This window comes from Staphylococcus sp. HMSC067F07, from assembly GCF_001837405.1.
In the GTDB taxonomy this organism is placed as follows: domain Bacteria; phylum Bacillota; class Bacilli; order Staphylococcales; family Staphylococcaceae; genus Staphylococcus; species Staphylococcus capitis.
Genome location: NZ_KV832237.1, coordinates 225908 through 242000 on the forward strand (window position 1 = coordinate 225908; position 16093 = coordinate 242000).

At 31.8% G+C, this 16093-nt stretch carries 12 protein-coding genes and 2 pseudogenes; 4 read left to right on the forward strand and 10 right to left on the reverse strand.

Annotation, left to right across the window (positions count from 1 at the left end):
• Window positions 1-49: 49 nt before the first annotated feature.
• The 5 genes and pseudogenes from dprA to ylqF form a co-directional block, all read right to left on the reverse strand.
• A pseudogene (gene dprA / locus HMPREF2706_RS08035) lies at window positions 50-921 on the reverse strand (DNA-processing protein DprA).
• Between the two features lie 224 nt (window positions 922-1145).
• Complete coding sequence (sucD, locus tag HMPREF2706_RS08040) at window positions 1146-2054, reverse strand: succinate--CoA ligase subunit alpha (protein ID WP_002436344.1); 909 nt, start codon at window positions 2052-2054, stop codon at window positions 1146-1148.
• Window positions 2055-2075: 21 nt separating this feature from the next.
• Complete coding sequence (gene sucC, locus HMPREF2706_RS08045; protein ID WP_002436291.1) at window positions 2076-3242, reverse strand: ADP-forming succinate--CoA ligase subunit beta; 1167 nt, start codon at window positions 3240-3242, stop codon at window positions 2076-2078.
• 107 nt (window positions 3243-3349) lie between these two features.
• Window positions 3350-4120, reverse strand: a complete 771-nt coding sequence (locus HMPREF2706_RS08050) for a ribonuclease HII (protein ID WP_030064786.1) — start codon at window positions 4118-4120, stop codon at window positions 3350-3352.
• Window positions 4104-4987, reverse strand: a pseudogene (gene ylqF / locus HMPREF2706_RS08055) (ribosome biogenesis GTPase YlqF). Before ylqF ends, HMPREF2706_RS08050 begins: the two are co-directional and overlap by 17 nt.
• A 279-nt stretch (window positions 4988-5266) precedes the next feature.
• Here ylqF and HMPREF2706_RS08060 point away from each other — a divergent pair.
• From HMPREF2706_RS08060 to HMPREF2706_RS08075, 4 genes are all read left to right on the forward strand, one after another.
• The gene (locus tag HMPREF2706_RS08060; protein ID WP_070862311.1) at window positions 5267-7867 is read left to right on the forward strand and encodes a YfhO family protein; all 2601 of its coding nucleotides are present in this window, start codon (window positions 5267-5269) and stop codon (window positions 7865-7867) included.
• Window positions 7860-10472, forward strand: a complete 2613-nt coding sequence (locus HMPREF2706_RS08065; protein ID WP_030064780.1) for a YfhO family protein — start codon at window positions 7860-7862, stop codon at window positions 10470-10472. Before HMPREF2706_RS08060 ends, HMPREF2706_RS08065 begins: the two co-directional genes overlap by 8 nt.
• 472 nt (window positions 10473-10944) lie before the next feature.
• Window positions 10945-11151: a hypothetical protein gene (locus HMPREF2706_RS08070; RefSeq protein WP_227959510.1), complete on the forward strand. Its 207-nt coding sequence runs from the start codon at window positions 10945-10947 to the stop codon at window positions 11149-11151.
• A 39-nt stretch (window positions 11152-11190) separates the two neighbouring features.
• Window positions 11191-11529: a hypothetical protein gene (locus HMPREF2706_RS08075; RefSeq protein WP_049428535.1), complete on the forward strand. Its 339-nt coding sequence runs from the start codon at window positions 11191-11193 to the stop codon at window positions 11527-11529.
• A gap of 576 nt (window positions 11530-12105) precedes the next feature.
• Here the strand turns inward: HMPREF2706_RS08075 and rplS are convergent.
• The 5 genes from rplS to ffh all read right to left on the reverse strand — a co-directional run bounded on the left by rplS (window position 12106) and on the right by ffh (window position 16068).
• Entirely contained in the window at window positions 12106-12456 is a 351-nt protein-coding gene (gene rplS / locus HMPREF2706_RS08080) for a 50S ribosomal protein L19 (RefSeq protein WP_049428533.1), read from the reverse strand.
• A gap of 105 nt (window positions 12457-12561) precedes the next feature.
• Window positions 12562-13299, reverse strand: coding sequence for a tRNA (guanosine(37)-N1)-methyltransferase TrmD (gene trmD / locus HMPREF2706_RS08085; protein WP_030064770.1), 738 nt, complete (start codon window positions 13297-13299; stop codon window positions 12562-12564).
• Window positions 13299-13802, reverse strand: a complete 504-nt coding sequence (gene rimM, locus HMPREF2706_RS08090; protein ID WP_030064768.1) for a ribosome maturation factor RimM — start codon at window positions 13800-13802, stop codon at window positions 13299-13301. The genes trmD and rimM overlap by 1 nt, the downstream gene beginning before the upstream one ends.
• A 262-nt stretch (window positions 13803-14064) precedes the next feature.
• Window positions 14065-14340, reverse strand: a complete 276-nt coding sequence (gene rpsP / locus HMPREF2706_RS08095) for a 30S ribosomal protein S16 (RefSeq protein WP_002453071.1) — start codon at window positions 14338-14340, stop codon at window positions 14065-14067.
• 360 nt (window positions 14341-14700) lie between these two features.
• Window positions 14701-16068, reverse strand: a complete 1368-nt coding sequence (gene ffh / locus HMPREF2706_RS08100) for a signal recognition particle protein (RefSeq protein WP_002435148.1) — start codon at window positions 16066-16068, stop codon at window positions 14701-14703.
• Window positions 16069-16093: the final 25 nt, after the last annotated feature.

Below are 16093 nucleotides of genomic sequence, written 5' to 3' on the forward strand. Positions count from 1 at the left end.
AATTTAATACATGTCATTCACTATAAATAGAGGTATATTCAAAAGTATTTTAGAAAATGTAGTCTGAAAGAATACTACTTTCATCTAAAACGACTTGTGCCCCCTCTTGAAGTCTAAGTAAATTACTTTTGGTCATAGGATTAAACATTGATCCTGGTAAAACATATACATTCCGGTTTTGTTCTAAAGCGCAGTCTACTGTTATTTGACTACCGCTTATTTTCTCTGCTTCTGTAATTAATAGACCCCGAGCGAGTCCACTAATCAATCTATTTCTTTCAGGAAATTTATATCTGGTTATGGGAGAATGAGGTGGATACTCACTTATAACTAGTCCTTTTCGTTCGATATTCTCTCTTGTCTTTAAAGATGATTTAGGATAATGATATGAATGGCCGAAGCCAAGAACACCTATTGTTGGAAGTTTATTTTTTAGTGCGACTTGTGAGCTATACTATCTGCACCATATGCTAATCCGGAAATAATCGTCATTTTCAGTGATTTAAATGATGGGAAAAGGTATTCCAAAGCTTGAGTTGTATATAAAGTTGACTTTCTTGAGTCTATAACAGCTAAAGTATGAGGACAATTAAATAGTTGTTTATTTCCTTTATAAAAAATTACATATGGGAAATCATAAATTTCTTTAAGTAATTGAGGATAATGTTTGTCAAAGTAAGTTAAATATTTGAGGTTCATTTTAGTCATTTCTTGAAATATAACTTCTGTATTAAGTGATTTAAATAAGCTCAATTTTCTCCTGACTGTGGATGAGGTTTGTCTTTTAGCCCAATCCTCAATCATCTCATTTTGAATTAGTGCATTTTCTGAAATAACTTCTGGATATTCTTTAATAAATTGATGAACTTGCGTTGTGGCGAAATTAGCCCAATAGAGCTTCAATAAAGTGTGTTGAATCACTATGCATTACTCCTTTAGAAGTATTATAGCTCAATTTAACCCAGTTGGTTATTACTATTCAAAGACATATAAGTGTTAAATTTAATGTGATTGTAAGGAGTAATTTTCCAAACTCATTTTTCATTAAACGGTGACGAGTTTCTACTATTATATATATCACTTCCACTAAGACTATAAAAAACTCGAACCTAATTAAAGGTTCGAGTCTAATAAAAATCTATCAATTATTTATCAACTGTTAATAATTCATCATAGATTCCAGCTTTTTTAGCTGCTTCGATTAAAGTTGTACCAATTTCTGATGGTGTATCTGCAGTTTCAACACCACAATCATTTAATGTTTTGATTTTTTCATCTGCAGTACCTTTACCACCAGAGATAATTGCACCAGCGTGTCCCATACGTTTTCCTGGAGGTGCAGTTTGACCACCAATAAATCCTACTACTGGTTTATTCATATTATCTTTAATCCATTGTGCAGCTTCTTCTTCAGCAGTACCACCGATTTCACCAATCATTACTACTGCTTTAGTTTCAGGATCTTCATTAAATTCTTTTAATACATCAATGAAGTTTGTACCATTAACTGGGTCACCACCGATACCAACAGCCGTTGTTTGACCGATGCCTTCTTCAGTTAATTGATGTACGGCTTCATAAGTTAAAGTACCTGAACGAGATACAACACCTACGTGACCTTTTTTATGAATGTAACCAGGCATAATTCCGATTTTACACTCATCTGCCGTAATAACACCTGGGCAGTTTGGTCCTACTAAACGTGTCTTACGTCCTTGTAAATAACGTTTAACTTTAACCATATCCACAACTGGAATATGTTCAGTAATACAGATAACCATATCTAATTCAGCTTCAGCTGCTTCTAAAATTGAATCTGCAGCAAATGGTGCTGGAACGTATACAACTGATACGTTAGCGCCAGTTTCATTTTTAGCTTCTTCAACTGTATTATAAACAGGAACACCTTCTACAACTTGTCCACCTTTACCTGGTGTTACCCCTGCGACAATTTGTGTTCCATAATCAAGCATTTGTTTTGTATGGAAAAGGGCAGTAGACCCTGTGATACCTTGTACCATTACTTTCGTATTTTTATCAATAAATACACTCATCTTAGTGCTCCCATCCTTTCCTTACGCTTCTTTAACAAGTTTAACGATTTTTTGTGCACCTTCAGCCATAGTAGCTGCTGGTTCAATTGCTAAACCTGAGTCGTTTAAAATTTCTTTACCGCGCTCAACATTTGTACCTTCTAAACGTACTACTAATGGTAAAGTTAATTCTACTTCTTTAACTGCTGCTACGATACCTTCTGCGATAACGTCACATTTCATAATTCCACCAAAGATATTTACAAAGATACCTCTAACATTGTCATCACCTAAAATGATTTTGAAAGCTTCAGTAACTTTTTCTTTAGTAGCACCGCCACCAACATCTAAGAAGTTAGCTGGATTTCCACCAAAATGATTAATAGTATCCATTGTTGCCATAGCTAAACCTGCACCGTTAACCATACAACCGATATCACCGTCTAAAGCGATATATGATAAGTCATATTTAGATGCTTCGATTTCTTTAGGATCTTCTTCTTCTAAATCACGTAATTCAACGATATCTTTATGTCTAAATAATGCATTATCGTCGAAGTTTAATTTAGCGTCTAGAGCTAATACTTGTCCATCACCAGTAGTTACTAGTGGATTAATTTCTACGATAGAGCAATCTTTTTCAATGAACACGTTATAAAGTGCTAATAAGAATTTAGTTGCTTTACCAATAGATTCTTTAGGAATATTAATGTTGAAAGCAATACGACGTGCTTGATAAGGAGATAAACCTACAACTGGGTCGATTGTTTCTTTAAAGATTTTCTCAGGTGTCTTAGCTGCCACTTCTTCAATCTCAGTACCACCCTCTTCAGACGCCATTAAAGTAACTTTGTCTGTTGCACGGTCAATTACGAAACCAACATAATATTCTTTCTGAATATCGCAACCTTGTTCGATATATAAGCGTTTAACTTCTTTACCTTCAGGTCCTGTTTGGTGAGTAACTAATTGTTTCCCTAATAATTCATTAGCGTAAGTTTCAACTTCAGAAAGTGATTTAGCAATTTTTACACCGCCTGCTTTACCTCTACCCCCAGCGTGTATTTGTGCTTTAACCACATATACATCTGAATCTAATTCTTTCGCTTTTTCCACCGCTTCTTCAGCAGTGAATGCTACTCGTCCTTCTGGAACGGCTACGCCCATAGAACGAAATATTTCTTTACCTTGATACTCGTGGATATTCATCTTCCATCCTCCTGTTTCTTAGGTTAAGTTCCCTTTTAATTATAAAAAATGAAAGCGCTATTGTAAACTGAAAGACCATATTTTTTGCAATTAAATTAAAATTCAAATTATTTTAACATCGACTTGATAGGTTCAAAGGATTTGCGATGTTCATTTATTACACCAAATGTGTCAATTGCCTCTAAATGCTGTTTAGTACCATATCCAACATTTTTTTCAAATCCGTAATTAGGATAATCATTAGCTAGTTCTTTCATATAATTATCACGATATTCTTTCGCCATAATACTAGCTGCAGCAATTGAAACACTTTTAGCATCTCCTTTTATAATTGATGTTTGAGGAATATCATTATCAAGTTTCATTGCATCAATAAGTAAATGTGTAGGTTGAATACTTAATTGATTAATCGCTCTTTGCATGGCTACCTGTGTAGCTTTATAAATATTCAAGTCATCAATTTCTTGTGGAGTTGCAATTCCATAAGCGTAACTCGTAACATTATTTTTCAATTCTTCATTTAAAATTAAGCGCTGTTTAGCTGGTACCTTTTTAGAGTCATTTAACCCAAGATAATGATGGCCTTTATTTAATATGACTGCACAAGCAACAACAGGACCAGCGAGTGGTCCTCGTCCTACCTCATCGATTCCACATATTAGTGCCTCATTATCATGATTCAATATTTCATTTTCATAGTGATTCATACTAATATAATTGTTTTCTAGTTCTTGTTGTTTGATTAAATACTTTTTACGTGATTCTATAGCTTTTTGAACTCCTTTTCGGGTATCTTCATTAGCTACATGCGCTTCAAGTTCTTCTATAGATTGAATTAATGCAAGTTGATCACGTATTTCTTTAATTGTTGATGTCATTTATAAGTCACTCTTCATTTCTTTTAAAATATCAAAACAATATGTACCTATCTTAGCATTTCTCATATCATTAATGATTAATTCAATGACTGATTCATAATCTACTTCATTACCTTTTTGAAGAAGGCCTCTCCTACGACCAATCGCATCAAACCACTCTAAAATTTCTGCATCTTTGTCTACATCTATATTGTAATGTTGTCTGAGACCTTCTAAATCATGTTCAATCATGAAGTTTAAGCCATAAATTGCTACTTCATCTAAATGAACGATGCTATCCTTGATTGCACCAGTCAAACTTAATTTCTTACCGACTTCCTCGTCCTCAAATTTAGGCCATAATATTCCTGGTGTATCTAACAATTGAAGTGATTTCCCAACTTTAATCCACTGTTGTTGTTTAGTAACACCTGGTTTATTACCTGTTTCTGCAATACTACGTTTCGCCAATTTATTAATTAAAGTTGATTTCCCGACATTTGGAATACCAACAATCATTGCACGTATCGCTCTCGGTTTAAGCCCTTTCTCCTTTTCACGTTCAAATTTTTCTTTCGTAGCTTTTATTGCTTCAGCCTCTACATTTTTTAAATTTTTACCATGTTTAGCATCAACTGCTACCGGAAAGAACCCTTGTTCCTTAAAGAATCCTTCCCACTTTTCTAATTCTTTTAAGTTAGTCATGTCTTTTTTATTTAAAATAACCACTCGCGGTTTTTGTTTAATAACTTCATCGATCATAGGATTTCTAGAACTATATGGTATACGAGCATCAACTAACTCAAATACTACATCAACCTTTTTGAGTTGCTCACTCACTTCTCTTTTAGCTTTCGCCATATGTCCTGGATACCATTGTATCGCCATTAATATCACCTTACTTTCATGTTCAATTTATAATAATCGTATAATTAATTCGACTTACTAATTATACTTTAATTCTGTTTATACAACCACTTTAAGTGTAACATGCTTATCTTTTATTTTTAAAAATGAATAACAACATTAAATAACTCAAAATTTAAGTTTGTGTAAACATCACATATCTTAAACAAAATCACTTTCATTCATTGACGCTATCGCCTACAATTTAAATAACTAATAAGAGAATTAGATAACAAGCATCAAGTTATTTAGGAGTAATTAATGAAAAGAGTTTTAAGTTATACCGTATTATTTATAGTGCTATCACTTATTGGACATAGTTATGTCGTATATCGTTTTTATCACGATGGTATTTTATCAACTGGTCCAAATGATGGCATGGAACAAATGGTTCCAATACAAATGTATCTTTACAATCAGTGGCATCAAGGGAATCTATTTTATGCGTCTAACTTTGGCTTAGGTGGGGATTTCTTCACTGATTTAAGTTATTATTTTTCAACAAATTTATTATTTATCATTAATGTTCTAATTATTTCGTTTGTAAAATTATTCATATCTTTAGATACACATCAAGTGATGTTTTGGATGAATAACGCTTTAATCGTCTCAATTTTTAAGGGGACGATTGCGCTTTATTGTACATTTTTATATGCTCAATACATTTTTAAAAATAAAATTTTGAGTATATTTACCGCATTTTTATTTGTAATCTCACCACTCTATTTCAGATTTACAGCTTATTGGCCATTTTTCAGTGATGTGTTTATTTGGTTACCTTTACTTTTATTGGCCATGGAAAAGTCAATTCAACAACGTAAAAGTGGTCTGTTAATCTTAACTATTACATTAGTATTAATAAATAATTTCTATTTTGCTTACTATTTTTTAATTATTGCTAGTGTTTATGGCTTAATTAGAATCATGTTTAGGCATCCTGATGATGATTCAACACGAATAAGAACCTTGTGCACTTTACTTATCCCAGCAGTATTAGCTTTAGGAAATAGCTTATTTATTTTCTTTCACGGCGTAGAAAGTTTCGTAAACAATAGACGGGTATCATTCTCTGGAAATGTTCCAACTTTTGAGCATCTGAATATTAATACAAACATATTTTTCGATAACTATCTTATCGTCATTTTATTTTTAACAATTCAAAGTATATTAACCTTTAAATTATATAGACACTACTATTATCGATTATTTGCACTGATGACCGTAGTACTCATCATATTTACTTTTATACCACTTATAGATCAAATTTTTAATGGATTTTCAGCACCTCAGAAGCGTTGGCATTTTATTTTAGCCTTTTCATCATCTTTATTAATCGGACTATATGTAAAGTACTTTAGAACGGTGAGTGTTAAATCATATATCACTACAAGTTTGATCGCCCAACTCATTATTTATATTAGCGCCTATTGTTATCATAAATTTTTACCATGGTTAATACTTGTACCGGTAGTTTCAATTATTGGATTATTAATTTTATTTTTAAAAGAGAGAAAGATTCGCATACAACTTACATATATTTATATTATTTCAATTGTTGCCTTAAGTATGATGGTGAGTTTTGTTTTTATAAAAAATCAAATTTACTTCCAAGACCATCAAGATCGAGCGAATACATTTTATGCGAATTCTAGTCTATATAGCTCTGATTTACAAAGAGCATTAGTTAAAGAAATGAAGAGTAGTAAGAAGGATGACCAGCGTATTGATTGGCGGGTTAATGAACAGGACAATACACCGATGTATCAAAACTTTAAAGGTTTGAGTCTTTATTCTAGTATCTTTCATCACAATATCTTGGATTTCTATTATGATGCTTTAAAAATTAATTTAGCAGAGGAATCACTTAGTCGTTATCAATCGACCAATGCTAGACAAAATATCGATAGTTTATTCTCAATTAAATATGTAATGTTAAAAAAATATCAAAATAATATACCTACTTACTTCAAAAAAGTGAAATCGAGCGGCCAATATGACATATATGAAAATCAGCTTAATTTACCTAGCGTTAAAGTGACTAATAACCTATATAATAGTCAAAGCTTAAAAACACCGATAGACCGTGAACATGCAATGCTTAAAGGAGCGATTGTAGATTCAAATGGCAAAGATTTCAATTCTCAAAGTAAGAATTTACTAAAACATGCACGTATAACAACTAAGAATATTAAAAGTAAAGGAAATAATCAGTTAGAAGTTAAAAATAATATAGGAACTGTTAACATTCATATACCTAAAAAAATCCGTAAGCAATATCAGGACTTTTATATAACTTTATATATTAAACGAGGTAATCCAGACAGTAATTACACTGTAAATGTTAATAATTACTTTAATAACCGTCTTTATAATAATTCAGTCTACAAAACGAGGATAAACACACAACTTTATCGGACCCAACCTGATAAAAATGGCAATATTTCTATTAAATTATCTCCAAATGGCGGTTTCAAATTTAAGTTACTCAATCTCAGTGGAGAAAATTATAAGACACTCAAAACTGCACATCATAATGCAAACTTTAATATGGATTACAATGATATTAAAAATGGTGTGAAAGTGAATCTCGGTCAACACTCTAAAGGTTTAGCTACCATAAATATTCCTTATCGAGCTGGTATGCGTGCTTATATTGACGGCCGTCAAGTTAACATTCATAAAGTAAATTATATGATGACTGGTGTTCCAGTAAACAAGAATGATCAAACTATAATTATTAAATATCAGCCCCCTTATTGGAAAACAATGATATTTATTTCATTTATAAGTATTATTTTTAGTATGATATATATAAGATATACGAATTCAATAAAAAGAAAGATGAGGATTCACCGTGATTAAAAAGTTTTGGCAAACACCTAAAAGGCGATTTCTATCTATCCTAATATTAAGCTGTATCCTTTCATTAATACTCTACTTTCCATTTATCTATCAATACATGACAAAAGGCGACGTTTTCAGTGGAAGTGGTGATGGTTTTAGGCAAATGATGCCTTTCCAAATGTATCTGTATGAACATTTTGCTTCTTTTAAAGGGTTCTATGATGCCTCTTTTGGTTTGGGTGGAGATTATGTGAAATCATTAGCATATTACTACTCAATGTCACCACTTATGTGGATCAATTTTGCATGTATTTGGGGACTTGAACATACTATTCATATTAATCCACATGACATTAGCTTTTGGCCAACTAATCAACTTGTTATGGCATATGTGCGAACTGTAATTACTTTGATTTTTACTTTTTATTTGTTTATGTATTTGAAATTCAAACCCGCACCTATGTTTATTGCAACTATTTTGTATGGCATGTCTACCGTTATGACATATTATAATTTTACTTGGTCATTTTATGGTAACTTACTTATCATGCTACCTATGTCAATTTGGGCTATGGAAAGATTTTTTAGAGAGCGCAAGTTAGGATGGTTTATCTTTGCAATTACATTTACACTATTCACTAATTTCTATTTTAGTTATTATGAAGCGGTTGTATTAGGATTTTATTTAATATATCGCCTCATTGCAGTACATCCGCAAGATATTGTTAATCGTTGGCAAAAATTTTACATATTAGTTATCGCTACTTTATTAAGTGTTTTATCAAGTTTATTTGGTCTTTATACTGGTGTTTCTTCATTTTTAAATAATGATAGATCACAGAATCCTAAATTTGGAATTACCTTTTTAACCAATTTATTTGAAAAAAATTATAATATATTTACTGATGGTTTTTATATAACAATTTCTATTATTGTAATTATTGCGTTATTTTCATTCAAGCTATATCAAAATTATTATTATAAGTTATTCGCCGTTGCAACTTGGTTACTACTCATTGGTTCTTTATCACAATGGTTTGATAGTTCATTCAATGGGTTCTCATTACCTCAAAGACGTTGGGTTTACTTTTTAGCATTATCATCAGGCGCTTTAATTGCACTTTTCATACAACATTTAAGCGAATTATCTCTAAAGAATTATTTAATTATAGCTATACCTATATTTTTATATAGCTGTTTTTACATCACTTACACTGATCGCTCTGTAAATTGGATGTATATTGCAATTATAATAATGATAGTTATTGGCTTATTATTATACAGAAAATCACTTTTAAAAAGAAAATGGATAGCAATCGGGCTAGTTATTCTATTTTTAGTTGAACAAGTTATTATGGTAAATGATTCAAAAAAAATAACTATTGAACCATACCAAACTACGATGGACACTATTAACGATTCAAGTTATAGAAGTAAAGTATTAAACAATAAAATTAATCAAATGACTAGTGATAAACTAGATCCTTTGAAAAGATTAGATTATTTTTCATTTTACGCACTTAACTCACCATTTATATATCACTACAATGGTACATCTTTATATTCAAGCATTTTCAACGGTCAAATTTTAAAATACTATGATAAAACAATGCAAATCAACATGCCTGTAGATAAAAATAGTACATATCGCTATTTAGGTAATCGAGCGAATTTGATGGCTTTATGGAATGTACAAGATAGATTAAGACATCCCAATGACTTAAACATGCCTTATGGATTTAAAAAGAAAAATCTTATCAAAGATGGGAAAGATCAATGGATCCACTCAAAGAATACGATTTCTTATCCAAGCGCACACATTACGCATAAAGTCTATGATTCTAATAACTTAAAATCACCTCTAGATAGAGAACAAGCGATGCTTCAAGGTGTGGTATTCGATAATAATACGAAAAGTGTTAACACTACGTTTAGCCCTAATAAAAATCTATTAAATGATGCTCAACTACAATTAAAAGATTCACAATGGAAAAAGAAAAATCAGCTAAAGGTAGATAAAAATAATGGAGGCGTTCAACTCACATTACCTCATTCTTTAACTAAAAAGTATAAAGACATGTATCTCGAAATGGATGTTGAACTGCTCACTCCTGATAAGGAACATAGTATTGGCGTAAATGAATATAGTCAAAATCGAAATGCGTTGTCATATAAATATCGACGTGTGGTATCACCTGTGACAATGCGTGTGAAAGCTTCAGACAAACTTAATATTCATATGTCTGAAGGTACGTATAGATTTAAGATTAAAGGAATTTATGGGGAAAATTATCACACACTTAAAAAAGCTTCTAAACAATTACATTCAGTAAAAGTAAAAAAAGAGAGAAATGGTTATACGATTACTAAAAATAAAAACGATAACGGATATATTGTGTTACCTATAGCTTATGAAAATGGCATGCAAGCTAGAGCCAACGGTAAGCCTTTAGATGTAAAAAAAGGTAACGGAATTATGACTACAATTCCAGCTAAAGCTGGACAAACAACGATTAGATTGACTTACACACCGCCACATTTTTATTGGTTAATTATTTTAAGTATCATTGGAGTCATTTTAAGTATCATGTTTACTAAAAAAGTAAGAAAAAATAAAGTTTAATCATTTTGATTTGCACTGCGTTAACTTATGTATTGAACCCTAAAAGTTCTACGTTAGTTCAGTATGTTATTTTAAAGATTTGTTTCCAATGTTGTTTAGGAGACAAGTCTTTAAATTTTGATTTAATTCTAGTATTATTATAAAAATTATATAGCCAGTTACCTTTTTTAGACATACTTTGAAATATGTGATTCTCTTTGAACATATATACTTCTTTCTAGGTCATGCTACACATAGTCAAAGCGAACTCTCAGGCGATAAATAACGCTTGGACATTAATTTATAATATTATTTAAAACAATAGTCAAAAACTAATATAGGACCTTTAAGAACTTAACTCAGACATATAGGCAATAATACAAAACCTAACTATACAATATGATAAAAGTAAAATGTATCACAAAATATCAAGATTGGAGTTTTGGTTTTGTTTGTAAAAATGAATAAACTATTGTCAAGATTTGTAATCTCTTTGCTGTCGTTTGTATTAGCATTAACTGTAGTTTCTCCATTTTCTTCTAAAGCTGAGGAAGGGCATAAATTTAATCAAAAAGAAGTCGATGAATTAGCACAAGCATTACAGGTTACGTTTGAACAGTCTTCAATAAAGTCAGAAGGTAAAATTATAGGATATCAAAAATCTACCATTGTAAATAATTTGCAAAATAACAAATATTAATCAGAAATAATAAATGGGTTAAGTAAAAAAGGACTACTTTTGTCAGATCAAGATGCAAATCAATATAAACATAGCGGAACAGCATCAAGAGCCTCCGGTAATTATGGAGATGATGCGCCAAATGCAAGTCCAGCAGAACAAAAACATGCGAAGAAATGGCTGAAAGTACGTAATGGTTGCCTTTACAATAAAATTCCTGAAATATTAGGTGTGTCTGCTACGGGTACTTTAATTGACGCAATGACTACAGGAAGTTGGCAAAAAGCAGCTAAAATAATATTGAAATTAGGCGGTAAAGGTACTGTAGTTGGATTAGCAGCTAGTTTGACATGGACTTATGGTGAATGTAGTAGATATGCCAATAGTAAAGTGAAATAGGATGTGGTTCTTTGAAAAAATACATATTATTCGCATTTCCATTGGCTTTTGTATGTCTGTACACAATATCTAAAGTAATTTGGAATAAAGGAATTATTGTAGACAACAATCCAATACATGCGATATATTTTTTATTATTTTACTATATTGTTGCAGGATTTATTATATTAATTCTGTTTTTAAGAGGAAAATGATTTCCTTTTAGTGAATGTTAAATTGTAATAATTAAATATAAGTTAGAATATTGCCCATCAACAGAGTTGTTGATGGGTTATTTTGTATAAATATGACATTCTTAGACATTCATTTAAATAGTCTTGAACTATTTTTAACTTGATTTTAAATTTGTAATATTTACTTATAAAATGTCCGCCCCTAATTTTAGATTTTCAGTCCAACTTTTAGGAAGCATATCATTCTTAAAGACAATGGTGTGTTTTATTTATACGATTTTGTAAGTACTTAACATTCAAATGAAACAAAAAAGCTTTCAAACACCTTTTATTAAGATGTTTGAAAGCTTTATCTTTATTACAAGTTACAAATAACTTGTGTTGAAAATGTCGAGTTTGCTGATTAACGAATTTCTTGGATTCTAGCAGCTTTACCACGTAAACTACGTAAGTAGTATAATTTAGCACGACGTACTTTACCGCGACGTTTAACTTCGATTTTTTCAATTTTTGGAGTGTGTAATGGGAATGTTCTTTCCACACCTACACCTGAAGAAATTTTACGAACTGTGAAAGTTTCAGAAATTCCTCCACCACGGCGTTTAATTACAACACCTTCGAAGACTTGGATACGTTCACGTGAACCCTCTACGATACGAACGTGTACACGTAAAGTGTCACCAGAACGGAAAGTAGGTAAGTCAGTACGTAATTGTGGTTTAGTTACTGCTTCGATTAACTTATGATTACTCATTATAAATTCTCTCCTTCAACCTATGTTCTTGCCTAGACAAAAGTATAGCAGCGGATCATAGTGATTTTTAGTGTTTTTTCACACTTAAATTATGTTAGCATAACGCTACTTGTTTTTCAATTGCTTTTTGTACGTTTCTAAAATTTCTTTATCTTTTTGACTGAGCTCATAATTTTCTAAAAGATCCGGTCGTTTTTCGTAAGTGCGAATCAATTTTTGTTCATGTCTCCATTGTTCAATGTGAGCGTGATTTCCGGATAATAAGACATCCGGCACCTTCATTTCTTTATATTCTCTTGGTCTTGTATATTGAGGAAATTCTAATAATCCATCTGAAAATGAATCATCTTGATGGGAAGCTTCATTGCCTAACACTCCAGGAATCAAGCGCACAATTGCATCAGTCATAGTCATTGCAGGTAACTCTCCACCTGTAAGCACATAATCTCCCATAGAAATTTCATCAGTAACAAGATGCTCTCTGATTCGTTCATCATAGCCCTCATAATGACCACAAATAAATACAATATGTTGCGATTTACTTAACACTTGAGCTATCTCTTGAGTAAAAGGTTTACCTTGAGGACACATTAATATCACACGCGTATCGTCATCTCTTTTTAAATCTTCCATAGCATTAAAAACAGGCTCAGGTTTTAACACCATGCCTTGCCCACCGCCAAATGGGTAATCATCCACTTGATTATGTTTGTTGATTGAATAATCTCGAAAATTTATTGTATTTACATCAATAATTTCTTTATCTTGAGCGCGTTTCAAAATCGAATGATTCAGCACACCATCAAACATTTCTGGAAATAACGTTAAATAATCAATTTTCATTAATCTAACAATCCTTCCATAGGTGTAATTTTAATTGATCTACCTTCCACATCTATATCTTTAACCACATCTTCAATGTATGGAATAAGATACTCTTTATCTCCTTTAACAACCCACACATCATTGGCACCAGTCTCAAAGATATTAATTACTCGACCGATAGGAGTATCTGTATCATCAAAAACTGTACATCCTATGATATCCGAATAATAAAACTCATGTTCATCCAACTCGATATCTTCATGATCACGTTCTTGATATAGATAATCACCTTTGAGATGTTCAATATCATTAATATTGTTTATTCCTTCAAATTTTAACATGTGAAACCCTTTATGTATGCGATAAGATGAAACAGTATATTCGATATCTTCATTATTGTGTTTAACAATTAAATTTTCACCTGGTTGAAATCGTGTTTCTGTAAAATCTGAATTCGACTTAACTTTAATTTCGCCTTTAATTCCATGTGTATTTACAATTTGTCCTACTTCTACTTCCATTCAACGCCCCTCCTAGTCTATCTATTTTTAACTTTTTTGAAAATGAATTATGTATATTTTATCACGTATGCGTGGTTATATAAAAAGTGATATAACAATCATTTCAAATTGTTTGGAAATAACGATGTAAGCATGATATATAAGAGAAACTTTAGAAAAAAGAGAATAAGTCATGCCTCTTTTAAATGTGTTTAATTCTATCCAAAAGTTAAAAAAGTCTGAGACATTAATAATGTCTCAGACTTACAACAATTTAAGCTAATTATTTAGCATTTTTTTGTTCATCAAATTTTTTCAAGATACCTTCTCTTGATAAAATGTTGTGAACTGTATCTGTTGGTTTAGCACCATCGTGTAACCATTTTAAAGCTAACTCTTCATCAATTTTAACTTCTGGTGCATTAACATTTGCTGGATTGTAAGTACCTACTTGCTCGATGATACGACCATCACGTGGTGAACGTGCATCAGCAACTACGATACGATAGAATGGGTTTCTTTTAGAACCTAAACGTGTTAAACGAATTTTAACTGCCATTTAAATTACTCTCCTTTATGTGTTTTCATTTTATTTTCTACAAGAATAAATATTAACAGTTACACAAAAGTTTGTAAAGACTTTTTTCTTTACCAAATCTAGATTTATGAAATAAATCGTAGATTTGGTTATGGGAGCGAGACAGAATTCATCATGAATTCGTCTTCTCGCCCCCGCACAATTGATTAGGGTATTATAAGCATAATTCCCAATCAATCACGGCGTATATGAGCTTTAGCTCAGGCGAACCTTTATATTTATTTAGTTAGTGGGACTTACACACTAGCTTTTAGCTAGGGTTTCCACAATTAATAAACATCGAACAATCAACAAAATTGTCCGATGTTTTAAAAATGTTTATTAAAATGGTAAATTCATACCTTTTAACATATTCTCCATTTGGCTTCGCTTACCTTTTTTACCTTTGCCGCCACCAGTAAATTGTTTCATCATTTTCTTCATATCATTGAACTGTTTCATAAGACGATTGACTTCTTGTAATGAACGACCAGAACCTTTAGCTATACGTTTCTTACGAGAAACATTTAGTGTTTCTGGGTTTGAACGTTCTTTAGGAGTCATAGACTGAATAATCGCTTTAATATGGTCAATTTGTTTGTCGCTCATATTAAGCTTATCCAATCCTTTCATTTTGTTCATTCCGGGAATCATTTTCATAATATCATCTAAAGGACCTAAGTTTTTAACTTGATCTAATTGTTCTAAGAAATCATCCAATGTAAATGAAGAGTCACGCATTTTCTTCTCTAAATCTTTAGCTTTTTCTTGGTCAACATCTTGTTGTGCTTTTTCAATTAAGCTTAACACGTCACCCATACCTAAGATACGAGAAGCCATACGTTCAGGATGGAATAGTTCTAAACCATCTAATTTCTCACTCATACCTACAAATTTAATAGGTTTCTGAGTCACCGAACGTATAGATAGTGCAGCACCACCACGTGTATCACCATCAAGTTTCGTTAAAGTTACACCTGATACATCTAGTTGATCGTCAAATGATTGCGCAACATTGACAGCATCTTGACCTGTCATTGCGTCAACAACTAGCATAATTTCATCTGGTTTAGAAATTTCTTTAACTTCTTGTAACTCATTCATTAACGCTTCATCAATGTGTAAACGTCCCGCTGTATCGATGATGACAAAATCTAAATGTTCTTCTTTAGCATGTTTTAATGCATTTTCAACAATTTGTTGAGGCTGAACTTGGTCACCTTCACTATATACAGGTATGTCAATTTGTTTACCAACAGTTTGTAATTGGTCAATCGCAGCTGGACGATAAATATCTCCTGCAACTAACATCGGCTTTTTATTATATTTTTTACGCATTAATAATGCTAATTTACCAGCAGTTGTAGTTTTACCGGCACCTTGTAAACCAACCATCATGACAACAGTAGGTGGTTTATTTGCCATTTTAATAGATGTGTTTTCTCCACCCATCAAGCTTGTAAGTTCTTCTTGAACAATTTTAATCACTTGTTGGCCGGGTGTTAAAGATTGCATAACATCTGAACCTAAAGCACGGTCAGAAACAGTTTTAACGAACTCTTTAACAACTTTAAAGTTAACATCGGCTTCTAATAATGCTAATCGTACTTCTCGCATCATTGTTTTGATATCCGCTTCAGTAACTTTACCCTTACCACGCATTTTTTGCATCGTGGCTTGCAATCGATCGGATAATCCTTCAAATGCCATTACTAGTGCCCTCCTTTTTTTAATT